The following is a 24685-nucleotide window of genomic DNA, read 5'->3' on the forward strand; positions in this document are numbered from 1 at the left end:
GGAACGAGAGACGCCATGCCGTCCCTGCGTGACGCGGCCCGCGGCCGCATCCTCTTCGGAGGCGACTACAACCCCGAGCAGTGGCCCGAGGAGGTGTGGGAGGACGACGCCCGGCTGATGAAGGAGGCCGGGGTCAACTCCGTCACCCTCGGCGTATTCTCCTGGGCGAAGATCGAACCACGCCCCGGTGCACGGGAGTTCGGCTGGCTGGACCGGCTGATGGACCTGCTGCACGCCCACGGCATCGGCGTCGTGCTCGCCACCCCGACCGCCTCCCCGCCGCCGTGGATGGGGGCGCGGCACCCCGAGACGCTGCCGCGCGCGGCGGACGGCTCGGTCATCTGGTACGGGTCGCGCCAGCAGTTCTGCGCGAGCTCCCCCGTCTACCGCCGCTACGCCGCAGCCCTCACCGAGGACCTCGCCGCGCGGTACGCGGACCACCCGGCGCTCACCGTCTGGCACATCAACAACGAGTACTGCACGCACTGCTGGTGCGACGGGACCGCGGCCCACTTCCGCCGCTGGCTGCGCGGCCGGTACGGCACGCTCGACACGCTCAACGAGGCCTGGGGCACCGCGTTCTGGAGCCAGCGCTACGACGCGTGGACGGAGATCCTGCCGCCGCGCACGGCGCAGTACATGAAGAACCCGGCCCAGGTGCTGGACTTCAAACGGTTCACCTCCGACGCGCTGATGGAGTGTTACACCGCCGAGCGCGACATCGTCGCCCGGCACACCCCGCAGATCCCGGTGACGACCAATTTCATGCCGCTGTGGTCGGGGCAGGACGCCTGGGCCTGGTCGGCCCAGGAGGACATCGTCTCCGTCGACATCTACCCGGACCCCCGGGACCCGCTGGGCGGCCAGTACAACGCGATGATCGCCGACATGACGCGCTCGCAGGCCGCCGGTCCGTGGATGCTCATGGAGCAGGCCGCAGGACCGGTCAACTGGCGCGGGGTCAACCACCCCAAGCCCGAGGGCCTGAACCGGCTCTGGTCGCTCCAGGCGGTGGCGCGCGGCGCGGACGCCGTCTGCTACTTCCAGTGGCGTCAGTCCCGGCAGGGCTCGGAGAAGTTCCACTCCGGGATGCTCACGCACGCCGGCGAACAGGGCCGCACCTTCCGGGAGATCAAGCGCCTGGGAGCGGAACTGGCCCTGCTCGGACCGGCCGTCGGCGGCAGCGGCGTCGCCGCCGAGGTGGCGATCCTGCACGACTGGGACTCCTGGTGGGCAGGTGCGCAGGAGGGCAGGCCGTCCTCGCTGCTGGACTACACCGAGGTCGTACGGAGCTGGCACCGGGCGCTGTGGGAGGACGGGTTCGCCACAGAGTTCGCCCGTCCCGATGCCGATCTGAGCCGGTTCAAGGCGGTGGCCGTGCCGCACCTGTACTTGCTCACGGACGCCGCGATCGACAACCTCGTGGCGTACGTGCGCGGCGGCGGGCGGCTGGTCTGCGGGTTCTTCAGCGGGGTCGCGGACGTGGACGACCGGATCAGGCCGGGCGGCATGGACGCACGGCTGCGTGAGCTGTTCGGCATCAGGACCCTGCACGAGTGGTGGCCGCTCGACGCGGGCTCGGCCGTGGAGTGCGACGGCTTCCGGGGCGGGCTCTGGTCCGAGGAGCTGGAGGCGGAGCCGGGCACCGAGGTGGTGGCCGCCTACCGCGACGGCGAGCTGGCCGGGCTGCCCGCGGTGCTGCGCCGGGGCCGGGCCTGGTACGTGTCGACGCTGCCCGAACCGCAGGCGCTGCGGGCACTGCTGGGCGGGGTGGCTCGGGAGGCCGGCGCGGAGCCGGTGCTGGCGGGACTGCCCGACGGGGTGGAGGCGGTCCGCCGCGGCGAGCTGATCTTCCTGCTGAACCACGGGCGGGGCACGGTCGCCGTGGACGTGCCCGGCGACCTGGCGGACCTGCTGACCGGCCGGGCGGTGCGGGGAACGGTGGAGCTGGGCCGCCACGGCGTGGCCGTGCTGAGGAGCACCGCGCTGTGACCGTCCGCGCACAGATCGACGGCACCTGGGAGCCTCGCCCCGCCGCCCGCTGGGAGGACGCCTTCCTCGGCGGCAACGGCCGGCACGGCGCCATGGTCCACGGGGACCCGGCCGACGACCGGGTCATCGTCAGCCACCACACGCTGGTGCGGCCCAACGGCAGCGAGCACACCCGCCCGCCCGAGCTCGCGGACCGGCTTGAGCGGCTGCGGGACGCCCTGCTGGCCGGGGACACCACGGCGGCCGAGGGGTTCGGGGCCGGGCGGCCGCTGGTCTGGGTCCAGCCCTTCCACCCGGCGTTCCAGACACGCGTCCGGCCCGTCCCGGCCTCCGCATCCGCGTCCGCCTCCGCCTCCGCTGACGAGACATCGCTGACCGGCTATCGCCGCTCGGTCGACTTCGCCACGGGTGAGATCACTGCCGTCTGCGAGGGCCGGCGCAGCGAGGTCTTCGTCTCCCGCGCGGACGACGTGATCGTGCAGCGCGTGACCGGCCCCGGGCGCGCGGTGGACCTGACCCTGGACCACACCCTGCCCGGCGCCCCGCCCCGGCTCGCGATCGGGCGCGGCACCGCGCTGTTCCCCGGCGGCGGCCGGCTGACGCTGCGGGTGGGCTACCCGGACAGCGATGCGGCGTACACCGGGGTGAGCGTCGTCCGGGCGGACGGCGGGAAGGTGTCGGTGTCCGGTGAGGGCATCCGCGTCGAGGGGGCCCGGTCCCTGCTCGTGCTCACCCGGGTGCGGCGCCATGCGGGCGACCCCGACCTCGCGGCGGAGTACGCGGCGCTGCCGGAGGGCGACTACCCGGCGCTGCTCGGCCGGCACCTCGCGCTGCACCGGCCGGCCTTCGAGCGGGCCGCCCTGACCCTGGACGCGGACCCGGCGCAGCGGGCGCTTCCCGGGAGCGAGCTGACCCGCCTGCCGGACAGCCCGGCGCTCCTGGAGCGGCTGTTCGCGGCCGGGCGCTACCACTTGTTCTCGTCCTCCGGTGTGCTGCCGCCCCGGCTGACGGGGCTGTGGACGGGCGACTGGGACACCGCCTGGTCGGGGGCGTTCACCACGAACGCCAACCTCAACCTCCAGATCGCCTCGGCGGCGGCCGCGGCGCTGCCGGAGGTGTCCCTGGCGCATGCCGCCCTGGTGTACGGGCAGCTCGGTGACTGGCGGGACAACGCACGGGCGGTGTTCGGGGCGCGCGGGATCGTCGCCCCGTCCCACACGGACGGCGAGTCCGGCCACACCCGCCACTTCCAGCGTGCGTACCCGCTTCATCTGTGGACGGCCGGTGCGGACTGGCTCCTGGCACCGCTGCTCGAACACGCCGAGACCAGCGGGGTGACGGACCCCCGGCTGGACGAGGCCCTGCACGAGGTGGCCCTGTTCTACGAGGACTTCCTGACCCGGACCGCCCCGGACGGGACCCTCGCCCTGGTGCCCTCGTACTCGCCGGAGAACCGGCCCGCCAACGCGAGCTGGGTGACGGTGAACGCGACGATGGACCTCGCGGCCGCCCGTCACGCGCTGACCGCGTCGGCCGACCGCTCCCCGGCCCACCCGGCGTCCGCCCGTCGGCGCCAACTGGCGGGGCGGCTGCCGGAATTCGCCGTCAACGCGGACGGCGCGCTCGCCGAATGGGCGTGGCCGGGCCTGGAGGAGAACTACGACCACCGCCACCTCAGCCACCTCTACCCGGTGTGGCCGCTGGACGCGGTCAACCCGTACGACACCCCGGAACTGGCGGCCGCCGCCCGTCGCGCGCTGGAGCTGCGCGGCTCGGAGAACGACTCCGCCCACGGGCATCTGCACCACGCGCTGGTCGCCGCGCGGCTGCGGGACGGGGCGCGGGCCTCGGCCGCGCTGAATGCCGTGCTCTCGGGCGACTTCTTCCACGACTCCCTGATGAGCGCGCACTATCCGGGGCGCGTCGTCTACAACGCGGACGCCGCCCATGCGCTGCCCGCCGCGGTGATCGAGTCGCTCATCCAGTCGACGCCCCACCGGCTGGTCCTGCTGCCCGCACCGCTCACCGGCTGCCCGAGCGGTGAACTGCGCGGCATACGTACCAGGTTCGGCGCGGCCCTGGACCTCTGCTGGTCCGCCGACGGGACCGCGACCGCGGTGCTGCACCCCACACGCGCCGCCCGTGTCGATGTCCGCACAGGAGACGGCAGCGCACTCACCGATTCCTCCGCCGGACTCACCGCGGCTCCCCTGGAGCTGACGGCCGGCGTGGACCGCGTGCTCCATCTGGGGCCGCGATAGCACTCCCCACCCCATCCCCCCACCATGGAAGGGACAACCATGGCAACACGCATCCGCACGCTCAGCAGGTTCGTCACGGTCCCGGCAACGGCGGTGGCGGCACTGCTCGCCTTCGCCGCCGCACCCGCCCAGGCCGCCGTCTGGTCCTCATCGGACCAGTGGGGCAACTACACGACCTCCGACGGATACACGCTGTACAACAACATCTGGGGTTCCGGCGCTGGTTCGCAGTCCATCTGGGCCGACTCGTCCTCAAAGTGGGGCGTCTCGGCCGATCACCCGAACACCGGCGGCATCAAGTCGTACCCGAACGCCAAGAAGGTCGTCGGCAAGTCGATCACCTCGCTGTCGTCGCTCACCAGCGACTACAACGTCACCGTCCCGTCGTCCGGTGCGTACAACACCTCGTACGACATCTGGGACACCGACTACGACTACGAGGTCATGCTCTGGGTCAACTACAACGGGGCCGTCGGACCGCTCGGCACCTCGCAGGGAACGGTGACGCTCGGCGGCCACTCCTGGACCGTCTACAAGGGCGACAACGGAGCGAACCAGGTCTTCTCGTTCCTGCGCACCTCGGACTCCACAGCGGGTTCGGTGAACATCCTGCCCATCCTGAAGTGGATCAAGGACACCAAGGGCTGGTGGGGCGACGAGACCATCGGTGACGTCCAGTTCGGCTACGAGATCACCTCGTCCGCCGGCGGCCTGGACTTCACGACGAACGGATTCGGCGTCTCCGCGAGCTGAGCCGCGCGCACGACCCGGTTCCCTCGCGGGTGCCGGCTCGTGCGCGCACAGGCGCCGTGCGGCATCACCTCGGGGCGGGCCCCGTGCTCTCCCGAACCGTCAACTCCGGTGCCAGCAGCTCCGTTTCGTCCGTGCCGCGACCGGAGAGCTTGGCAACGACCTGTTCGACCGAGCGGCGGCCCATCTCCTGCGCGGGAATGGCCACCGAGGTCAGCCGCACCGATGCCTGGGCGGCTACCTGCTCGGGGCAGATCGCGACCACGGACACGTCCTCGGGCACCGCCCGGCCCTGCTGCCGCAGGAGGTTGAGCAGCGGCTCGACCGCCGACTCGTTCTGCACGATGAAGCCCGTGGTGCCGGGGCGCTCGTCGAATATCCGCGAGAGGGTCTGGGCCATCGCCGGATAGCCGCCCTCGCAGGGCCGGTGCAGGACCCGCACCCCGGCCTCGCGCGCCTTGGCCCGCACCCCGTCGACGGTGCGTTCGGCGAATCCGGTGTGCCGCTCGTACACCGCCGCCGCCTCACCGATCACCGCGATCTCACGGTGCCCGAGGCCGGCCAGGTGCTCCACGCAGAGCGCCCCGGTCGCCTCGAAGTCGAGGTCCACGCAGGTGAGCCCCTCGGTGTCGGCGGGCAGCCCGATCAGCACGGCGGCGCGGTCCGTCTCGCGCAGCAGCGGCAGCCGTTCGTCGTGCAGTTCGACGTCCATCAGGATCATGGCGTCGGCGAGCGAGCTGCCGGCGATCCGCCGTACCGCGGCGGGGCCCTCCTCACCGGTCAGCAGCAGGACGTCGTAACCGTGGGTGCGGGCCGTCGTCGCGACGGCGATGGCGATCTCCATCATCACGGGGACATACATGTCGGTGCGCAGCGGCACCATGAGCGCGATGATGTTCGACCGGCTGCTGGCGAGCGCCCGCGCACCCGCGTTGGGGTGGTAGCCGAGCTCCTTGATGGACCGCTCGACCCGTTCGCGGGTGGGGGCCGAGATGGACCGCTTCCCGCTGAGGACGTAGCTCACCGTGCTGGCCGAGACTCCGGCGTGCTGCGCGACCTCGGCAAGGGTGACCATTCAGCTCTCCATCACAGAACGACGTCGGACACCGGCACGCATACCGGCCTGCACCGGCAGTCACGACCGAGGAGAAGCGCTTCGACTTCCTTCGGCTGCCTCTGACATGCACGGATAATGCGACCCTAGACCCGCACACACAGCGTGTCCAGAGTCCAGTCGAAGCGCTTCGACTCACTGTCGGGCCGCCATCCGCGCCGCCGCCCGACGTGGCGGCCGCCCGTACTCCTGTCGCGACTTGCCGATGAAGGGGTCCACGGCGTCCGAGTAGATGTGCTCGGACAGCCAGAGGGAGTCCACGCCGTCACTCTCGAGACGGTCGACGATCCGGCTGGAGTCCGACAGGGACGAACCGGCACCGAGCCCCACTCCGAAGCGGATCTTCATGGCCTCCACGGTACGCGCGCGGCGGCGGGCAGTCCGGACAACGACGGGTCCGTCCCGGCCCGGACTCAGGCGTTGAGCAGTACCGGGAAGGCCTCCATGTCGTTCTGGGTCATCACCGGGAGCTTGCGGATGTCCGCGTCCGGCACCGCGAGTCGCAGGGCGGGGAACCGGGCGAAGAGGGCGGGCAGGGCTATCCCCGCCTCGACGCGGGAGAGCGCCGCGCCGGGGCAGATGTGCGGACCGTGGCCGAACGTCATGTGCCGGATGGGGGTGGGGCGGGTGATGTCGAAGGCGTCCGCACCGGCGCCGTGCTGCTCGAAGTCCCGCCCGATCACCCGGTACGAGATGACCACTCCCTCGCCCTTGGCTATGACGTCGTCACCCACCTGGATGTCCTCCGTGGCGAACCGCATCAGCAGATGGGTGGTCGGGGTGTCCCACCGCAGCGTCTCCTCGATCACGGTCTCCCAGGAGACCTGCCCGTCGAGGACCATCCGCAGCTGTTCCGGGTGGGCCAGGAGGGCTCGCACCGCGTTGAGTATGAGGCCGATGGTGGTCTCGTGTCCGGCCGCGACCATCGCCTTGAGGTTGCCCACCACCTCTTCCTCGGTGAGCGGCTCGCCGCCCTCGTCGGCCAGGATCAGCGCGGAGGTCAGGTCGTCGGCGGGCCGTGCGGCCTTCCCACGGACGAGTCCGGCGTAGAAGACGTCCAGCTCGGCGAGCAGGGCGAGGCGTTCGTCCTGCGGGGTGAGCATCGAGAAGAAGGCCTTGTACTGCCTGGTCAGCATGGCGTTCTCGGCGGGGTCCACGCCCATCAGCATGCCGACGACCCGCATCGGCAGCGGCTGCGCGAACACCGATTTCAGGTCGACGACGGCCCCGTCCCTGCCGCCGTCCGCGAGCGCGTCCAGCAGTTCCTGGGTGAACTTCTCGATTTCGGGCCTGATGGCCTCCAGGCGGCGGGGGGTGAGCGCCTGGGAGGTCTTGGTCCGCAGCCGCCGGTGCTCGGCGCCGTCCACGGTGAACATGGACCGTCCGGCGTCGATCATCCCGATGAGCGGCCACGCGTGCGTCACCTCGCCGCTCTGCCACAGCCCCCAGGCGTCGAGGTCCTTCACCAGCCTCGGGTCGACCAGGAGCCGGCGGGCGTCGGCATAGCGGGTGATGGTCCAGGCCGGTACGCCGAGCAGCTCGATCCGGGCGAGCCGGCCTGCTTCGCGCAGCCTCGCCGTCTCGCCGTCCAGGTCCTGGACCATGGGGTCGATGACGACGGTCGCGACGCTCGGGGCGGCGGCGGCGTGCGCGGCGGCGTGAGGGCAGTTCACGTGAGGTCTCCTGTCGTACGAACGGGGGTGAACCGAACGGGGAGCGAGGTGGTCCCGCGCAGGAACGCGGAGGGCCGTCGCACGAGGTCCGGGACGGGAACCCGTAGCTCCAGATCGGGCAGCCGGTCGAGCAGCACCTCGATGCCGGTCCGCGCGATGATCTCCGCGATCTCCTGGGCGGGGAAGGGGCACCGGTACTCGCCGTGGCTGAAGGCGAGATGCGCGCCGTTGCCCCCTTGGGCGGAGGGGCCGCCGCCGGACAGGCTCTGCCGGATCAGCGGATCGGTGTTGGCGGCGCCGAGCCCGAGCAGGAGCATGTCCCCCGCCGTGATCGAGTGTCCGCCGAGCCGGGTGTCCCGGGCGGCCCAGCGTCCGGCGAGGATCTGCGTCGGCGCGTCCTCCCAGAGCACCTCGTTCATGGTCTCGGCGACACTGCGCCGGCCGCCCGCCATCGAGTGCGCGAACTCGTCCTCGGTGAGCATCAGCCGCAGCGAGTTGCTGATCCAGTCGGCGGTGGTGAGGTGCCCGGCGGCCGTGATGGCCATCAGGTCGAGCATGTACTCCTCGTCGGTGAAGGCCTCGGGGAATGCGAGCATCCGCGAGGTGACGTCGTCGCCGGGCTCGGCACGCTTCGCGGCGACCAGCCGTGTCATGTGCTCCCCGAAACGCAGGTGGGCGTCCTGCGCGCCCGGACCGCCGTCGGCCAGGTCCTTCAGCACCCGGGCGATGCCGGCCCCTTCGTCGTCGGGGAAGCCGACCAGGCGTGCGAGGACGAGCACGGGAAGGGGTTCGCAGAAGTCGGCGACGAGGTCGGCCGTGCCCCGGCTGCACACGGCGTCGATCAGCCGGTCGGCCAGCTGCTCGCTGTGGCGGCGGATCTCGAACGGGTCGGCCCCTTCGAGGGCGGGTCCGACCATCCGCGCGTGCCGCCGGTGCTCGTCCCCGGCGCTGAAGTAGATGGACGGCAGCGGTCGTCCGACCATGGGCAGCAGCGGCCAGTCGTCGGGGATGTGCTCCCACTGGTTCCACAGTCCGACATCGCGGGGGAAGAGCTCACCGTCGCTGGTGACCTGATGGAGCTCGCGGTACCCGATGACCAGCCAGGCGGGGAATCCGCCCGGCAGCTCGACGGGGACGACCGGCCCGTGATCCCGCCGCATGGCGCGATAGACGGCCTGCGGCTCGGTCTGGAACGAGGGCCCGCTGAGGGGCACGGCACCCGCCCCCGCGTGCGCGGGGCACTCCGGACGGGGCGAGGCGGACTCGGGCTCTGTGGAGGATGGGCGCGTCATCGTCCTGACTTCTGTGGCGAACACGTCACGCGTCACGATCAGGCGATCAACGCACGCCCACTATAAGGATTTTATGTGACGCCGCAGCGGTCAATAGCGATCAATTGTGCGCTCTGAATGAAGCAACAGGCCGACATGTCCCGACAATTGATCACCCCGCCGAAGCTCCGCCTCCGCCCCGGGACGGCCCTTGGGCTACGAGCGGCCGGGACCCCGGGCTCCGCACAACTCGCCTCTCTCGTAGGCGACGTTGACGAGCCCGGCGACCCGGCCTGCACCGTCGACGAGCTTCAGCGCGTGCCACCGGTCGAGCCAGTACACCCGCCCGCGGTGACCGGCGAGCGCCTCGCGCAGCCCGTCGGGAGCATGCGTCCACACCCTGGGAAGGCTGCCCGCGTAGTCGAAGGCGGCGCGCAGTTCGACCCACCCGTCGTCCTGGACATCACCGGCGGTCAGCAGTATCTCGACGGCCTGACCGGGCTCCTGCCGGCACTTCTTGGCGTGGATCCAGTGCACTTGATGGCCCGCGGCGTACCGGTCGCAGTCCTCGCTCCGCACGGAGCCGTGCTCGTGGAGATGACGCAGCATGGTGAGTCCCGCCTTCCGGGGATGATGGACCCCGAGCGCTCTGCACCGCGGTCCGCTGTTCCCCGCACCTCGCGCACGGGGCAGGTCGTCACCCGGAGCACCCGCAGCGGAGCGGGGTGCCGTCCAGCAAGCCGGGGCTGCGCACTGGAACTCATGACCCGGTAAAAACCCTAACGCACCGGGGCGGTGCGCCCCGACACGCAGGGCCCGCACAGCCGACGGCCCGTCAGGGACGCACAGGAACGGCTGCGCCGGTCCGTGCGCCCCCGACTCTCCCCGATGGCCGCCCGGCTGCCGGATGGGCGCGCCGGGGCGGCCGGTCAGCCGGTGACGAGGCCCGGATCGCTCGTGCCGGCCTCGCCCGTCTCGACGTGTCCGGCGAACCGGCGCAGGAACGTGGCGTCCGCGTCCGACACCACCGTGACGTCGTACCAGCGCTTGCTCCCCCGCAGGTCAACGGTGTGCTTCACGGTCGCGCCCGCCCGCACGGCGAAGGTCTGCGCGCCCCCGCCGTACGCGTCCGCGTTGCGCACGGTCAGCTGGACGGTCCCCGAACCGGCATGGGTGAGGGTCAGGTCGATGGCCCCACTGGCCGGGTTGTGACGTGCCGTCACCTCCGGTCCGGCCGGCTTGCCGGGCCCGCGGAAGCCGCGCAGGAACCCGTTCGGGCCGTGCACGGTGAGGTCCGTCACTCCGCTGGAGTAGGCCGTGTTCCAGCTGTCGGAGAGCGACTTGCCCGCCTCTGTGGTGTAGGTCCAGGGCCCGTCGCCGCGGTTCGCGGACGTCACCAGGAACTGCGCCCCGGCCGCGTCGCCCCCACTGAAGGTGAGCTGGTACTTCCCGGTCCCGGGATCGGCCGCCCCGTCCACGAGGGGCGCGTACCGCAGCGGCCGGGTGGGACGCGTGCCGGACTCCTGCTTCGGCACACTGCCGGAGACGGGCGGCACCGGTACGTAGTCGGGGTGCCGGTTCCCGTCCGGCGGCGCGTATCCGTCCGTGGAGGGCAGCCCGGCGGGCGCGGCGTCCGTGCGGCTGAAGTCGAACGCCGAGGTGAGGTCGCCGCAGACGGCGCGCCGCCACGGCGAGATGTTCGGCTCGTGCACGCCGAAGCGCTCCTCCATGAACCGGATGACGGAGGTGTGGTCGAAGACCTCCGAACACGCGAACCCGCCGGTGCTCCAGGGGGACACGACGGTCATGGGCACCCGCTGGCCGAGCCCGTACGGCCCGGCGGCGTTGGCGATGTCGCCGGGGAAGTGGTCGGCGGAGGTGTCCACGGTCGACAGCCCCTGCGCCGCGCCCGACGGCACGAACGGCGGCACGACATGGTCGAAGAAGCCGTCGTTCTCGTCGTAGGTGATGAAGAGGGCGGTCCGGCCCCAGACCTCGGGATTGGAGGTCAGCGCGTCCAGCACCTGCGAGATGTACCAGGCACCGTAGTTGGCAGGCCAGTTGGGGTGCTCGCTGTACGCCTCCGGAGACACCACCCACGAGATCTTGGGAAGCGTCCCGGCCCGGACATCCGCCTTCAGGTCGTCGAGGAGCCCGTCACCGTTCTTGACGTCGGTACCGGTGCGCGCCTTGTCGAAGAGCGGGTCTCCGGGCTTGGCGTTGCGATAACTGTTGAAGTAGAGAAGCGAGTTGTCGCCGTACGTCCCCCGGTACGCGTCGTCGATCCACCCCCAGGACCCTGCGGCGTCGAGCCCGTCACCGATGTCCTGGTAGACCTTCCACGACACCCCGGCCTTCTCCAGCCGCTCGGGGTAGGTGGTCCAGCCGTACCCTGCCTCCGCGTTCCCGAGCACAGGGCCGCCACCGGTGCCGTCGTTGCCGGTGTACCCGCTCCACAGGTAGTACCGGTTCGGGTCGGTCGAACCGAGGAACGAGCAGTGGTAGGCGTCGCAGACGGTGAACGCGTCGGCGAGTGCGTAGTGGAACGGGATGTCTGCGCGTGTGAGGTGGGCCATCGTGGTGGCCGTCTTGGCCGGCACCCACTGGTCGTACGCGCCCTTGTTCATCGCCCGGTGACCGCCGGCCCAGTCGTGGTTCAGGTCCTGGAGGAACTGCAGCCCGAGGTCGTCGGCGGGCGGCCGGAACGGCAGCACCTCCTTGCCGAGTCCGTCCTTCTGGTGCCAGACCGGCTTCCCGCTGGGCAGCGTGACCGGACGCGGATCACCGAAGCCGCGCACACCCTTCATGGTGCCGAAGTAGTGGTCGAAGGATCGATTCTCCTGCATCAGGACGACGATGTGCTCCACATCCTGGAGCGTGCCGGTGCTGCCCTTCGCGGGGAGCGACGCGGCACGGGCGATGCTGCTCGACAACCCGGAGAAGGCGACGGCGCCTCCGGCGAGTTGCAGGAGGCGGCGACGGTTGAGTTCTGCCATGAGTGGGGCCTCTGTGGGGTGAGGAAACATAAGGGCGAAAACGACAGGAGTGTTCCAGAACCGGCGGGCCGACGGAAGACCCGTGCGGTGTGCACGCGGTGGCATCCGGCCGAACAGTCGGCGACCGGACGGTGGGAACCCTGTCCACGGCCACGTCGGAGGTCTGGCCTCCCAGCCGCCGTCCGGCAGCTACCTCGCCGTCAACGACGGGTCACGCGGCATCGACGCCGACTACGAGCGGGCCCAGGACGCGTACAACGACAGCGGCGCCATTCCCTACTTCCTGCGCCCCGTCGACCGGATCGCGGCGTTCTTCGACGGCCTCGAACTCCTCGACCCGGGGGTCGTCTCCGTCCCCCTCTGGCGCCCGGACACCCTGTCCCCCGCCCCTCGGGAGATCGGCGAGCACGGCGGCCTCGCCCGCAAGCCCTGACGCACCCGCAGCGGCGCCGACGGTCCGCACCGCACACCGGAGCGCAGGCGCCGGGGACGTTCACCGGCGCCCTCTCGTCGCAGCTGCCCCCCGTAGTCCCCTGGGGGACAACCCCCAGGAAGCTCGGGGGAAAACCGGGTCGTGGGGAGGACGCCGGGTCCGTAGGTTCTGGGGTGAGATCTTCTTACCGCCCCACCACAGCCTCCGGAGGCAACCCGTGACCGCGCCAGACCGCCGGCCGACCCGCACGCCCCACGCCCTTGTCGCGGCCTTCGTGCGCTTCGTCGTCTGCGGCGGCGGGGTCGGGGTCGCCTCCAGCGGGGTGCTGATCCTGCTCCACGACCGGATGCCGCTGGCCCTGGCGAACGCGCTGGTGACCGTGGTGTCCACGGTGATAGCCACCGAGCTGCACAGCCGGGTCTCCTTCCGAAGCCGGCGCCGCGGGTGGGGTGTGCACCTCCAGTCAGGTCTGACCGTCGCCGTGAGCTACGCCTTCACGACCGGCGCGCTGCTCTGCCTGTACGCGTTCCGGTCCGAGCCGTCGGCCCTGGTCGAGCAGAGCGTGTACCTGTCGGCGTCGGCGCTCGCCGGGATAGGCCGGTTCGCGCTGCTGCGGGTGGTGGTCTTCGGGGAGCGCGAGGCCGAGGGAGCCCGCGCCCGGGTGCTCGGGAAGACTTCCGTGGCCATGGCCGCCTGACGGGGGCCGATATCGTGGCTTGTCGGCCGGGCAGTCGCGCGGCCCGTGGGCCGAGTGGGGGCGTGGGTGACACAGGGGCGGACCGAATGGCTGCGGGTGCCGGTCGGGGACGGCGCCGTGCGGTGGGCCACCCGCGGGAAGTGCCTGCGGGTGCTGGTCGTCGTGCACAACGTGACCTCCGCGACCCGGCTCCTGGATGTACTCCCGCTCTTCGACGGCGATCTGCGGATCCAGCTCCTCGCCACCTGCCCGGAGTCCTCCGCGTTCTCGGCCGGCACGGCCGAGCTGCTGGCCGGTACCGGCGTGCCGGTACTGCCGTGGGAACAGGCACTCGCGACGCCGGTGGACCTGGCCGTATCCGCCAGCTTCGGCGGAGAACTTGAGCTGCTTCGGGGCAAGTTGGCCATTCTGTCGCATGGCGTTGGATATACTAAGAGGCTGGCTACACCGGACACCGGACACCGGACACCGGACACCGGGGCCGGGGCCGGGGCCGGGACAGAGGCTGGTGCCAGGGACGGATCGGAGTCCGGTTCCGTGCCCGTGTTCGGACAGGCCCCGCAGTGGGTCCTGGCGGATGGCGTGCCCGTAGCGGACGCCCTCGTTCTCTCGCATCCCGAGCAGTGCGACCGGTTGCGCGCCGCGTGCCCCGAGGCCGCGCCGACCGCCGTACTCGCCGGTGACCCCTGCTTCGACCGCGTACTCGCCGCCCGCCCCTACCGCGAGCGCTTCCGCCGGGCCCTCGGGGTAAGAGCCGGGCAGCGGTTGATCGTCCTCAACTCCACATGGAATCCGGCATCCTTCTTCGGGGACGGCGGCACGGGCGGCGACGATCTGCTGCCCGCGCTGCTGCCCCGGCTCGCGCGTGAGTTCCCCGTGGACGAGTACCGGTTCGCCGCGGTCCTGCACCCCAATATCTGGCACGGCCACGGTCCCGGCCAGGTGCGGGCCTGGCTCGACCGGGCACGGCGTGGCGGACTGGTGCTGATCGATCCGCTGGAGGGCTGGCGGCAGGCGCTGGTGGCGGCCGACGCGGTGGTCGGGGACCACGGGTCGGTCACGTTCTACGCGGCGGCGCTCGGTACGCCGGTGCTGCTGGCGGCGGCCCCGCTGCACGAACTCGATCCCGGGGCGCCGATCTCCGACTTCATGCGGGTGGCGCCCCGGCTCGATCCCGGTGCGCCGCTGCGCGAGCAGGTCGACCGGCTCGTCGAGCACCACCGGCCGCTGCCGGGGCCCGCCGAGTTCACGACGTCCGTGCCGGGCCAGGCGGCGGCCCGCCTGCGGTCCCTCTTCTACTCGATGATGGGTGCGGCGGAGCCGGAGTGGGCCGCCTCGTTGGAGCCGTTGCCGCTACCCGGCCACGAGCCCGTGTCCGTCACGGTCCCCCTCCACGTGCTGACCCGGGTGTCGCAGCGGGGCGAGGTCGCGATGACCCGCTGGGCGGGCTCACCGCCGGCGGCCGGATGCGCGGACGGGGACGGGCACATCGCGGTGCACGAGGACACCCGTGACGTGGACGGGCTGGACCTGGCCGACGTCGTCTTCCGGGACGGCCGGCCCGACGACCCCCGCTTCGGTTCTCCGGCGGTCTGGACGGCCGAGGTGCTGGGCCGCCACCCCGGCTGCGCGCTGGCCGCGTTCGTGGCCGGGCCGTCCGAATGTGTCGTCAGACCGAGGGGCGGGCGGCTCCTCGGCCTGACGTCGGCGCCCGACGCCCCCGTGGACCCCGCTGCCGCCGCCTCCGCCCTCCACGCACTGCTGGGTGCCGGGGACGGCGGCGGGGACGCCGTGGCCGGGCGGCTCGTGACCCTGCTGGCCGACGGCGGCTTCACGGTCCGGGCCGGGGCCCGGAGTGCGCGGGTGCGGGTCGTCGGCCTGTCCCCCGGGTGACGCGCCTCAGCCGCTGTCCCGCTCCCCGGCCGTGCAGCGCTCGCGCATGGAGCGCAGATACGCCACGTGGTACTCGGCGCTCTGACCGCTCAGCGTCGTCATCGCCGCTTCGATCAGGGGGCGTGCGGCGGCCACGTCCGACTGGTCCAGCCAGGTCTCGGCCAGGTCCGTGAGGGTCCGGGCGGTGTTGTACGTGTCGCCGTCCGCACGGAAGTGACCCAGTGCCGTATCCAGCCGGTCCCGGGACTCCTCGAACCTGCCGAGCCCGCGCAGGGCACGGCCTCGGTGGCGTTCCAGCAGGGCGCGTGCGCGGGGGACGTCGGCGGCCCCGTCGTCATCGGCCCGCATGGTGATCAGCACGGCGTCCGCCGCCTCGAAGCACTCGTAGGCCTCCTGGAACCGCCATTGCCGCAGCCTCAGCAGCCCGAGGAACTCCGTCGCCGACGCCTGGCCCCGCTTGTGCCCCGCCGACTCCTCGGCCCGCGCCGCCGCGAGCGCCTCCGCCTCCGCCTCGTCCCATCGGCGCAGCTCTGTCAGTGTGTGCGCGAGCTGGGCGTGCAGGGCTCCCGCGTCCGCGCTTCCCGGCAGGTGGGCTTCGGCGAGCCGTGCGCCGACGCGCAGTGCGGGCAGCAGCGTCTCGTGGCGACCGGCCTTGAGCTGCAGCGGCCACAGGGAACGGCACAGGCGTACGGCCGAGGCCGGATCACCGGACTCCTCGGCGCAGTGGACTGCCTGGATCAGGTTCCCGGACTCCGCGACCAGTGCGTCGAGCGCCTCGCCCCGGCTCTCGAAGGCCGGTGCCCCTCGGGCGGCCGGGGGCGCGGGGACCCGCCAGCTCTCGGGCAGTGCCTGGTGCGCCAGGGATGTCGACAGGTCGACGTACCAGCGCAGGGCCCGCGCCAGCGCGGCCGAGCAGGCGGCGATGCCGTCCTCCTGTACGGCGGCGGCCTCGGCGTGCACGCGGACTGCCGGGCGGTAGTGGTAGCGGGCCCGGCCGTCGGCAGTGGTGTTGCGCTCCAGCAGGAGCCCGTTCGCCAGTTCGTCCAGTCGCCGCTCGGCGTCCTCGGTGGTCGACCCGGTCACCCGGGCGGCCACCGCCGCCTCCAGGGCGGGCCATTCGCGTACCGCCAGCAGGCGGTACAGCTTCGCCGTCCCCGGTTCCAGCGAGCCGTAGGTGTCCTGCGCCGCCGCCCGTACGGGGTCGCCGCCGGCCGGCGTGCCCGGGGCGGGGGTGGTGAGGCGGGGGGCCGCCGCGCGCAGGGCGTAGGGCGATCCGCCGCAGCGGGCGAGGACGGTGGGCAGGGTGGCACGGGCCGCGGCGATCGCCGGCTTGTCCACGAGCCGGGTCAGCAGCCGTACCGCGTCCTTGTCCGTCAGCGGGCCGACCGGAACGCGTACCGCGTCGAGACCGGGGAACGGGTTACGCGCCACCACGATCGTGAACACGGCCGGCGCGGAGGTGAGGAGCGGCCGGATCTGGGCTGCCGATTGCACGTGGTCGAGAACGACCAGCAGCCTCAGGTCCGCCACACAGAGACGGAAGAACTCGCTCAGCCGGTCGGCAGAGGTCGGCATCTCCTCGTCCGGTACGCCGAGTTGGCGCAGCAGAGCACGGATGACGGTTCCCGTCCCGCGCGCGGCGGCAGCGGTGCCGGCCAGGTCCGCGTAGAGCTGTCCGTCGGGAAACCGGCCCGCCTGGCGTACTCCCCAGTGCACCGCCAGCGCGCTGGTTCCCATGCCTTCGGCGCCGTGCACCAGAGCCAGCCTCGGGGTTCCGTCCGCGCGACGCGACGCCTCGCGGTCGAGGCTCTTGAGCGCCTCCTTGCGGTCGGTGAAGAACCTCGTCGAGGCGGGGAGACCCGGCTGCCCGGCTCGGGGCACGGCGCCGGCGGTGCCCCGGCCCGCGCCGCCCACCCGGCCCGCGCCGCCCACCCGGCTCGCGAACGCCGTCCAGGAGGAGGCGAGTCGAGGGTCCTGGCGGAGCCGGTCGGACACCATGCGGGCCACGGCGTCGAGTTCGCCGGGCGCGGTGGGCGCCGGGACCTCGCGGCCGGCGATGCGGCGGACGAAACCGCCCGTCGACTCCCACGCCCACTTCCCGGCCTCGTTGGCCATTCCCGAGCCGACCGCACCGAGCACCGCCGAAACGGCCGTCAGCGAAATGGGATCCAGCATGTGGCGCACTCCCCGTTCCCGGCGTTCCGCGCGATGCGCCCTCCCCGGCACCGCCGCTGCCACCGTGCGAATGCAATCTACCGAGTCGGGCGGTGCCAGGTGTGCGCACCGCGCTCCCGGCCGGGGAGTTGGCTGTTCCTGCGACCGTTCCAGGAACCGCACGATGCTCCCTGGTCTGCCAGAAGGGCTCGCACTCGCGACGTACTCGTCAGGCCGTCCGGGAGCGGAAGCTGTGGCCGAGTTCGGGGCCGAGTCCGTAGTAGTGGCGGAAGTTGTAGATCAACGGGCTCCAGGCGGCCGGGTCGATGTGCTGGGAGCCGGGGACGACGATCCGGGGATCGGCGTGCACCTTGAGGACGCGGGCCTCGACGATGAGGAAATCGCCGGAGGCATCGGCTCGGGCGTGGGCGACGCGGGCTTCCAGTTGCATCGGGCATTCGGCGACGCGGGGCGGCCGGACCAGTTCGGAGGGCTCGGGGCGCAGTCCGGCGGCGGCGAACTTGTCCGGCTCGAAACGGAAGGCGTCGCGCTTGTGTTCGGGGACCGGGGTCCGCCCGGTCAGCGGTGCAAGTCGCTCCACCGAGGCCCACTGCGCGGACGCGGGGAGGTTGATCACCAGGTCATGGCGGCTGCGGAGGTTGTGGGCGGTCTGTCCCGCCGCACCGAGACCGAGGACGATCACGTGGCCCAGCGCCCAGGCCGAGGACATCGGTGCCAGGTTGAAGGAGCCGTTCTCGTTCTCGGTGGAGAGCAGGACGACCGGCGTTCCGAAGTACAGGATGCTCGGCGTGACGGGCACGTGTCCGGACGGCGGGCCGGTGGGCACGCGGTCGGACGGCGTGTCGGCTGGCTCGTGTTCGGACGGCGGGCCGGTGGGCACGCGGTCTGGCGCTGCGGTGTTCATACGGCCGACCGTAGGGCGCGGACGCTTCGGTGCCGGCCGAAGGATCACGGCGTGACGATGGAGCGCGGCGAACGGCCGGGAGGCGGGGCGCTCATGCCGGGCGCCCCGTATCGGGGCGGCCGGGTGCGGGACCGGCCGCCGCACGGGACTCACGGCGCGGTGAAGTACTCCGGGAAGCGCGGCCCGATCCACGGTTTGCGCCCCCACGCCAGGACCCGCCCCCTGGCCATGGCGCCCGCCGGGGCGATGCGGCCGAGTGCCATCAGCAGGAACGTGACCGGCTCGATGGAGATCGTGCAGTCCGGGCGCTCCGGTGGCCGGTGGCCCACCGTCACCGCGCCGTCGGTGAACGTCACCCCGAAGCGGCCGCCGCCCCACAGCCGTACCGCGTAGCGGGCGGTGAGGCCCGCCGTGGCGGCGGGGTCGGTCACCCGGGGCATGGCCTCGACGAAGAAGGGCAGCGTCAGCCCGGCCCTGCGCCGGTCGGCCATGTGCGGGCGGCCCAGGGCCCGCGCCAGGTCGTAGCCGTGGCCCAGCATGTGCGTGAGGAGGTACGAGCCGAGGACCGCACGGTTCATCGGTCCCATCGGTGTCATCAGCGTCTCGTCCACGCGGTGCCCGGCCACCGCGTCGAGGAACGCGTCGGTCTGCGCCACGATCATCGCGGCCAGCGGCTCCCCCGCACGCTCGCCGAACGCGGCGAGGGCCCGTTCGTTGGCCGCGGCCAGGCCCTGCGGGGTGCCGTCCCCGTAGTCGCGCGGGCGGCCGGCGGCCACGTCCGCCATGAGCTGGTTGGCCTGCGCCAGGTGCGCCGCCGCCTCACCCACCGTCCACTGCGACCTGGGGACCGGCCGACCGGTGTCGGGGGCGGCGCGCAGCAGCGCCGCGATGTCCGCGGCCGTCGCCCGTACGGCGTCCGCCAGTCCTTCGGGCAGCCTGCCCCGTACCTCGTGCCCCGTCACCGGCTCCACCCTGTTACCGCCTTCGTGAACGCCGTGCCCGTCGCGTACGCCTCGTCCGGCGTGCGACGCGCACGGTCTGTCGCGCAAGCCGGTTACCTGCGGGTACACAAGAGCAGCTCGGGGGTGCCGCGGGCAAGGGATCGACGTCCACTGTTCGAACCCCTCTACGATCGAGCACGTGTGCGCAAACGTGATCGTCGCTGAAGACGACGAGAAGCAGGCCGAACTCCTTCGCCGGTACCTCGAACGCGAAGGCCACGCCGTCACCCTCGTCGGTGACGGCCTCGCGGCCCTTGACCTGGTCAGGCACCGGGAGCCGGACCTCCTGGTCCTCGACGTGATGATGCCTCGTGCCGACGGTCTGGACGTGGTGCGTGTCCTGCGTGCCGAGTGCCGGGAGTTGCCGGTGCTGATGCTGACGGCCCGTACGACCGAGGACGATCTGCTGCTCGGACTCGACCTGGGCGCGGACGACTACGTGACCAAGCCGTACAGCCCGCGCGAGCTGATGGCCCGGGTACGTACGCTGTTGCGCCGCAGCCGCCGCGCCACGGGTGCCGACCCGGCCGACGACTCGCTGCTGACCGTCGGTTCGCTCGTCGTCGATCCGGCCCGGCACCTGGTGTCGGTCGGCGGTGAGTCCGTCGACTGCACCCCCGGTGAGTTCAGGATCCTCGCCGCGCTCGCGGCCGAGCCCGACCGGGTCTTCTCCCGGCAGCAACTGCTCGCGGAGCTGCACGGCTTCGACCGGTACATCAGCGACCGCACGGTCGACGTGCACATCATGAACCTGCGCAAGAAGGTGGAACCCGCCCCGCGCAGACCGGTCCGGCTGCTGACCGTCTTCGGCGTCGGGTACAAGCTGACGGACCCGGCGAAGGCGGCGTCACGTGCGGCGTCGTAGCGGCGGGGGACGGGCGCCCGGCTCCGGACGACGGGCCCCGGACCCCGGGCAGCGGACGGCGGGCTCCGGACCACGGGCCCGACTGCCCCTGCGCAAGAGCCTTTTCGCCCGGCTGCTGGCCGTCTCGGCTCTGGTGGCGGCGTGTTCGGTGGCCGCGACCGCCTGGCTGGCCGTGCAGACGACGTCCGGTGCGATCAGGCAGGAGCAGGGACAGAACCTCACCGCCGACGCCCGGATCTACCACAGCCTGCTCGGTTACGCGGCGGCTCATCCCACCTGGGAAGGCGTCGGGAAGACGGTGCGTGACCTGGCCGAGCAGTCCGGCCGGCGGATCGCGCTGACGACGCAGCGGCGCGCTCCGCTCGCCGACTCGGCCGACCCGGAGTCATCCGCCGCGCTGCCGGCGCAGGCCTCGGCGATCGTCGACCCGCTGTCGGTGGACACCGCGCTGGCGGCCGAGACCGCGGGCGCGTCCGGGGCTCCGGCCGACCGGGTCGATCCGCGGGCGGTCGGGCCGTTCCGGCTGCCCGCCGAGGAGCGTACGGCGCTGCAGAAGATCGCGGACGGGAAGGTGGCCTGTCTCGGCGCGACCGGGATCGCCTCGGACGTGGTCCGCAGTGCGAGTGGGCGCCCGCGGATCCAGGTGGTGGGCAACGACCCCGACCGCCTCCAGGGCACGCGCTGCGCCACCGATGAACTGGACATCCCGACCGCGACCGAGAAGAAGGCGCTGAAGGCCCTCAACCAGCTGGCCGACGCCTGTCTGAAGCGCCAGGACCGGGCCGGCGTCCACCTGAAGCTCGACCTGTCCTGGGGGCAGCCCCCGGAACCCATGCCGGCGGTGGCGGCCCCCAGCAAGCTGCCGGGCGAGACGCCCACCCCCGTTCCGACCTACGCGCCCACCGAAGCGCCCGGCGACCGTGGCGCCCGTCCCTCGGCGGCTCCCGGGAACGGTGAGGACGACCGGGCCATCGCCTCCTGCGTCGGCACCGCCCGCCGTGAACAGCTCGGTTCGTACGTCGCCTCGCCCGCCCTGCTGTTCATCGGTGACACCGGCGGCACGACGGTGCCCGGTTTCGATCTCTCACCGGCCAACACCGCGAAGATCGCGGGCACGGCGGCTCTCGTCCTCGCGCTCACCGTCGGCGCCTCGGTGCTCGTGGGAGCGCGGCTCGTACGCCCGCTGCGCGCGCTGACGGGCGCGGCCCAGCGGATGCGGGACGGCGAGGACAGCGTGCCGGTGCTGGTCGCCGCGGACACCGAGATCGGGCGGCTCGCCGCCACGTTCAACGACATGTCCGCCCACCGCGCGCGGCTGGAGGCCCAGCGCAAGGCGATGGTCAGCGATGTCGCCCACGAACTGCGCACCCCGCTCAGCAACATCCGGGGCTGGCTGGAGGCGGCGCAGGACGGGGTGGCCGACCCGGACCCGGCGTTCATCGCCTCGCTGCACGAGGAGGCGGTGCAGTTGCAGCACATCATCGACGACCTCCAGGACCTGGCCCAGGCCGACGCGGGCGCGCTGCGGCTGCACGCCGGACCGGTACGGATCGAGGAGTTGCTCAACCAGGTGGCCGCGGCGCACCAGGCCCGCGCCGAGACGTCCGGGGTCGCGCTGACGGTGCTGCCCACTCCCCCGGACCGCCCGGTCCCGGGGCTGACGGCCGATCCGGTCCGGCTGCGCCAGGCCATCGGCAACCTGGTGTCCAACGCCGTACGCCACACCCCGTCCGGCGGCAGCGTCACGCTGCGCCCGTACGGCTCGGAATCCGGGGACGCGGTGCTGGTGGACGTCACCGACACGGGCAGCGGCATAGCGCCGGAGGACCTCGGCCACGTCTTCGACCGCTTCTGGCGCGGCGAGAAGTCCCGCAGCCGGCGTACGGGGGGCAGCGGGCTGGGCCTGGCGATCGTACGGAAGCTCACGGAGGCGCACGACGGCACGGTCACGGCGGTGAGCCAGCCGGGGCGGGGGTCGGTGTTCACCCTCCGCCTGCCGGCCGACCGCGAGGGCGCGCCCGGTGACGTCCCGCCGGAGGAGCCTGCGCCCGGTGACGTCCCGGCCCAGGGGCCGGACCACCGTTCCGAGGGCGGTTCCGGATCCGATACGGGGACCGGCTCCGAGACGGCGACCGGCTCCGAGCGTGGCTCCGGACAGACCTGATGCGATGAACACAGCGTCCTGACAGCTTCTTCATATCTCCAGGACAGCCTGTCGGCACGCCTCGCGCCGCGGTGCGATTCCGCATCGCGGCGCCGTCGAGGCCGTCCTGGAACGGAGCCATATCCATGTCCCTGCGCTCGTCCTTGCGTACCGCCGTCCTCGCCGCCGCGGTGGCCGGTGCGGTATGCGTCCCCGCCACCTCGGCCTTCGCCGACTCCTCCCCCGCCGCCTCGGCCGCGCCCACCAAGGCCGCCACTCCCTCGGAGGCGCCCTCGGACGCTCCCTCGGTCGCCCCCGCCCCCGCCTCCGCCGTGCCGACCAGGGCCCCGCGCGGCGGAGTCGCCGCGGGCGACAGCCCCGCACCGGCGCCCGCGGTCCGGGGCGGGAGCACGCCTCGCGGCGGAGTCGCGGCGGGCGAGCGCCCGGCCGGCACGTCCGGCGACAACACCACCGCCGTCACGGGGTCCGCCGTGGCGGCCCTCCTGGTCGCGGGCGCCGGAACGGTCGTCCTGCGACGCCGCTCCACCGGCCGCCGCAACGGCTGACCAACCCTCAGCCGAAAGAGCCGGCAGTGGCGCCGTCCCGCATCGGGGCGGCGCCACTGCCGTCGGCCGATCTCTCCAGGAGCCCGTCCTCATGTCCCGCACGCCCCAGTTTTTCCGGCGCACCGCACTCCCGGTGTACGCCTGCCTCGCGCTGACCGCACTGACCTCGCTGACCGGCTGCTCCGACGCCTCCCCGTCGAAGGCCCCGGCCGCGGCCCGGAGCGCCGACTCGTCCGCGACGACCGGAAGTCCCGCGCCCGACCCGGCAACCGCGTCCGCCCCCTCGTCCCCGTCCGGGTCCGGAGCCGGATCCGCGAAGTCCGCCTCGCCGCCCGTCCATGTCTCCATCCCCTCCCTCGGCATCGACAGCGCGGTCATGCGCCTCGGGCTCAACGCCGACGGCACGGTCGAGGTGCCACCCGCCGACAAGGGCATGACGGTCGGCTGGTACACCGGCGGCCCCGTACCCGGCCGGCCGGGCCCCGCCGTGCTCATCGGCCACAACGACACCCGCTTCGGCCGGGCCGTGTTCCATGACCTCAAGAAGATCGCCAAGGGCGCGGACATCGCCGTCCGCGACAAGCGGGGCACCGAGATCCACTTCGAGGTCACCGGCCGGGAGACGGCGAGCAAGAAGGCGTTCCCGACCGCGCGGGTCTACGGCAGGACCGAGGCGCGCGCGCTGCGGCTGATCACCTGCGACGGAGCGTTCGACGCCGCGGGTCACCCCGTGGACAACCTCATCGTGTACGCCGAGAAGAAGTGACGGGCCGCCGAAGGCGGCGGTGACAGCCGGCTCGGCGGGCGGGCACCTGATGGACGGCTGCGGGCAGGGATCCCGGCACCTGCCGTCTACCCACGGGTAACTGCCCCTGCTTTCATGGGTCCCAGCATTCATCCGCCCCCCATGCAGCAGCAGACTCAGGAGTACCCCGTGCCGCACTCCGCACTCCGCCGCGTCTCCGGCGTGACCCTGTCCGCCGTGCTCACCGCCGCCGCACTCGTGGCCGTCGCACCCCGGGCGTCGGCCGCGGACACCCCGCCACTGCGGGTGCTCACGTACAACACGTTCCTGATGAGCACGAACCTCTACCCGAACTGGGGGCAGGCGCACCGGGCCGCCGAGATACCGAAGGCCGGCTTCTTCCGGGGCAATGACGTCGTCGTGCTGGAGGAGGCGTTCGACAACAGCGCCTCGGACGCCCTGACCCGCAACGCCTCCGGCCAATACCCCTACCACACACCGGTGGTGGGCCGGAGCAGGAGCGGCTGGGACGCCACCGGCGGCGCCTACTCGGCCACCACACCGGAGGACGGCGGCGTCACCATCCTGAGCAAATGGCCGGTCGTCCGCCAGGAACAGCACATCTACCAGGACGCCTGCGGCAGCGACTGGTGGTCCAACAAGGGCTTCGCATACGGCGAGTTGAACGTCAACGGTGCGCGCGTGCACGTGGTGGGCACGCACACCCAGTCGACCGATCCGGGCTGCGCGTCGGGGGAGGCGGCCGAGATCCGGGCCCGGCAGTTCCGCCAAATCGACGCGTTCCTCGACGCGAAGAACATCCCCGCCTCGGAACAGGTCATCGTGGCGGGCGACCTCAACGTGGACTCCCGCTCGCCCGAGTACGCCACGATGCTCGCGAACGCCGGGCTGACCGCTGCGGACGCCCGCACCGGGCACCCCTACTCGTTCGACACCCAGGACAACTCGATCGCCGCCGAGCGATACCCCGACGACCCCCGCGAGGACCTCGACCACGTCCTGCACCGCACCGGGCACGCGAAGCCGTCGGGATGGACGAACGAGGTGATCAAGGAGGAGAGCGCGCCGTGGACGGTGTCGAGCTGGGGGACGGACTACACGTACACGAACCTCTCCGACCACTACCCCCTGGTGGCGTCGGGACGGTAGCCGGTGGTCGCAGCCGGTGACCGGTACGCCCGTACC

General features: G+C 72.5%; 19 protein-coding genes, 1 pseudogene and 1 riboswitch. Of the genes and pseudogenes, 11 read left to right on the forward strand and 9 right to left on the reverse strand.

The window, feature by feature from the left end:
- Positions 1-15: 15 nt before the first annotated feature.
- From ACGFU6_RS03965 to ACGFU6_RS03975, 3 genes are read left to right on the forward strand one after another with little or no spacing between them, the layout of a single operon-like run.
- A complete protein-coding gene (locus tag ACGFU6_RS03965; RefSeq protein ID WP_393607927.1) occupies positions 16-1992 on the forward strand; it encodes a beta-galactosidase in 1977 nt (658 codons plus the stop codon).
- Positions 1989-4253 carry a glycoside hydrolase N-terminal domain-containing protein gene (locus tag ACGFU6_RS03970; protein ID WP_393607928.1) on the forward strand — a complete coding sequence of 755 codons (2265 nt, stop codon included), beginning with the start codon at positions 1989-1991 and terminating at the stop codon, positions 4251-4253. The genes ACGFU6_RS03965 and ACGFU6_RS03970 overlap by 4 nt, the downstream gene beginning before the upstream one ends.
- A 39-nt stretch (positions 4254-4292) precedes the next feature.
- Positions 4293-5006: a hypothetical protein gene (locus ACGFU6_RS03975; protein ID WP_393607929.1), complete on the forward strand. Its 714-nt coding sequence runs from the start codon at positions 4293-4295 to the stop codon at positions 5004-5006.
- Positions 5007-5070: 64 nt separating this feature from the next.
- Here ACGFU6_RS03975 and ACGFU6_RS03980 read toward each other — a convergent pair whose 3' ends face one another.
- From ACGFU6_RS03980 to ACGFU6_RS04005, 6 genes are all read right to left on the reverse strand, one after another.
- Positions 5071-6078 (reverse strand): LacI family DNA-binding transcriptional regulator, encoded by a 1008-nt coding sequence (locus ACGFU6_RS03980; protein WP_393607930.1) that lies wholly within the window; start codon positions 6076-6078, stop codon positions 5071-5073.
- Between the two features lie 174 nt (positions 6079-6252).
- Positions 6253-6465, reverse strand: a complete 213-nt coding sequence (locus ACGFU6_RS03985; protein ID WP_393607931.1) for a hypothetical protein — start codon at positions 6463-6465, stop codon at positions 6253-6255.
- A gap of 65 nt (positions 6466-6530) precedes the next feature.
- Positions 6531-7790 (reverse strand): cytochrome P450, encoded by a 1260-nt coding sequence (locus tag ACGFU6_RS03990; protein ID WP_393607932.1) that lies wholly within the window; start codon positions 7788-7790, stop codon positions 6531-6533.
- Positions 7787-9082: a cytochrome P450 gene (locus ACGFU6_RS03995; RefSeq protein WP_393607933.1), complete on the reverse strand. Its 1296-nt coding sequence runs from the start codon at positions 9080-9082 to the stop codon at positions 7787-7789. The genes ACGFU6_RS03990 and ACGFU6_RS03995 overlap by 4 nt, the downstream gene beginning before the upstream one ends.
- Positions 9083-9277: 195 nt before the next feature.
- A complete protein-coding gene (locus tag ACGFU6_RS04000; RefSeq protein WP_393607934.1) occupies positions 9278-9670 on the reverse strand; it encodes a hypothetical protein in 393 nt (130 codons plus the stop codon).
- A gap of 49 nt (positions 9671-9719) precedes the next feature.
- Positions 9720-9829: riboswitch (SAM riboswitch) on the reverse strand.
- A gap of 161 nt (positions 9830-9990) precedes the next feature.
- Positions 9991-12057, reverse strand: a complete 2067-nt coding sequence (locus ACGFU6_RS04005; protein ID WP_393607935.1) for a phosphocholine-specific phospholipase C — start codon at positions 12055-12057, stop codon at positions 9991-9993.
- Between the two features lie 154 nt (positions 12058-12211).
- Here ACGFU6_RS04005 and ACGFU6_RS04010 point away from each other — a divergent pair.
- The 3 genes and pseudogenes from ACGFU6_RS04010 to ACGFU6_RS04020 form a co-directional block, all read left to right on the forward strand.
- Positions 12212-12490: pseudogene (locus ACGFU6_RS04010) on the forward strand (SAM-dependent methyltransferase); the annotation flags it as partial.
- 217 nt (positions 12491-12707) lie between these two features.
- Positions 12708-13187, forward strand: coding sequence for a hypothetical protein (locus ACGFU6_RS04015; RefSeq protein ID WP_393607936.1), 480 nt, complete (start codon positions 12708-12710; stop codon positions 13185-13187).
- A 66-nt stretch (positions 13188-13253) separates the two neighbouring features.
- The gene (locus tag ACGFU6_RS04020; RefSeq protein WP_393607937.1) at positions 13254-15080 is read left to right on the forward strand and encodes a hypothetical protein; all 1827 of its coding nucleotides are present in this window, start codon (positions 13254-13256) and stop codon (positions 15078-15080) included.
- A 6-nt stretch (positions 15081-15086) separates the two neighbouring features.
- Here the strand turns inward: ACGFU6_RS04020 and ACGFU6_RS04025 are convergent, their stop codons facing one another.
- The 3 genes from ACGFU6_RS04025 to ACGFU6_RS04035 all read right to left on the reverse strand — a co-directional run bounded on the left by ACGFU6_RS04025 (position 15087) and on the right by ACGFU6_RS04035 (position 19121).
- Positions 15087-17255, reverse strand: coding sequence for a tetratricopeptide repeat protein (locus ACGFU6_RS04025; protein WP_393607938.1), 2169 nt, complete (start codon positions 17253-17255; stop codon positions 15087-15089).
- A gap of 208 nt (positions 17256-17463) precedes the next feature.
- Positions 17464-18159 carry a flavin reductase family protein gene (locus ACGFU6_RS04030; RefSeq protein ID WP_393607939.1) on the reverse strand — a complete coding sequence of 232 codons (696 nt, stop codon included), beginning with the start codon at positions 18157-18159 and terminating at the stop codon, positions 17464-17466.
- A gap of 149 nt (positions 18160-18308) precedes the next feature.
- Complete coding sequence (locus tag ACGFU6_RS04035; protein ID WP_393607940.1) at positions 18309-19121, reverse strand: maleylpyruvate isomerase family mycothiol-dependent enzyme; 813 nt, start codon at positions 19119-19121, stop codon at positions 18309-18311.
- 178 nt (positions 19122-19299) lie between these two features.
- Between ACGFU6_RS04035 and ACGFU6_RS04040 the strand changes: the two genes are divergently transcribed.
- From ACGFU6_RS04040 to sph, 5 genes are all read left to right on the forward strand, one after another.
- The gene (locus tag ACGFU6_RS04040) at positions 19300-20025 is read left to right on the forward strand and encodes a response regulator transcription factor (RefSeq protein WP_393607941.1); all 726 of its coding nucleotides are present in this window, start codon (positions 19300-19302) and stop codon (positions 20023-20025) included.
- A gap of 88 nt (positions 20026-20113) precedes the next feature.
- Positions 20114-22189: a sensor histidine kinase gene (locus ACGFU6_RS04045; protein ID WP_393608360.1), complete on the forward strand. Its 2076-nt coding sequence runs from the start codon at positions 20114-20116 to the stop codon at positions 22187-22189.
- A gap of 125 nt (positions 22190-22314) precedes the next feature.
- Positions 22315-22734: a sortase-dependent protein gene (locus tag ACGFU6_RS04050; RefSeq protein ID WP_393607942.1), complete on the forward strand. Its 420-nt coding sequence runs from the start codon at positions 22315-22317 to the stop codon at positions 22732-22734.
- Positions 22735-22825: 91 nt separating this feature from the next.
- Entirely contained in the window at positions 22826-23500 is a 675-nt protein-coding gene (locus ACGFU6_RS04055) for a class F sortase (protein WP_393607943.1), read from the forward strand.
- A 168-nt stretch (positions 23501-23668) separates the two neighbouring features.
- Positions 23669-24649 carry a sphingomyelin phosphodiesterase gene (sph, locus tag ACGFU6_RS04060; protein ID WP_393608361.1) on the forward strand — a complete coding sequence of 327 codons (981 nt, stop codon included), beginning with the start codon at positions 23669-23671 and terminating at the stop codon, positions 24647-24649.
- The last annotated feature ends 36 nt before the right edge of the window (positions 24650-24685 follow it).

Source organism: Streptomyces sp. NPDC048462, assembly GCF_043200175.1.
GTDB lineage: Bacteria > Actinomycetota > Actinomycetes > Streptomycetales > Streptomycetaceae > Streptomyces.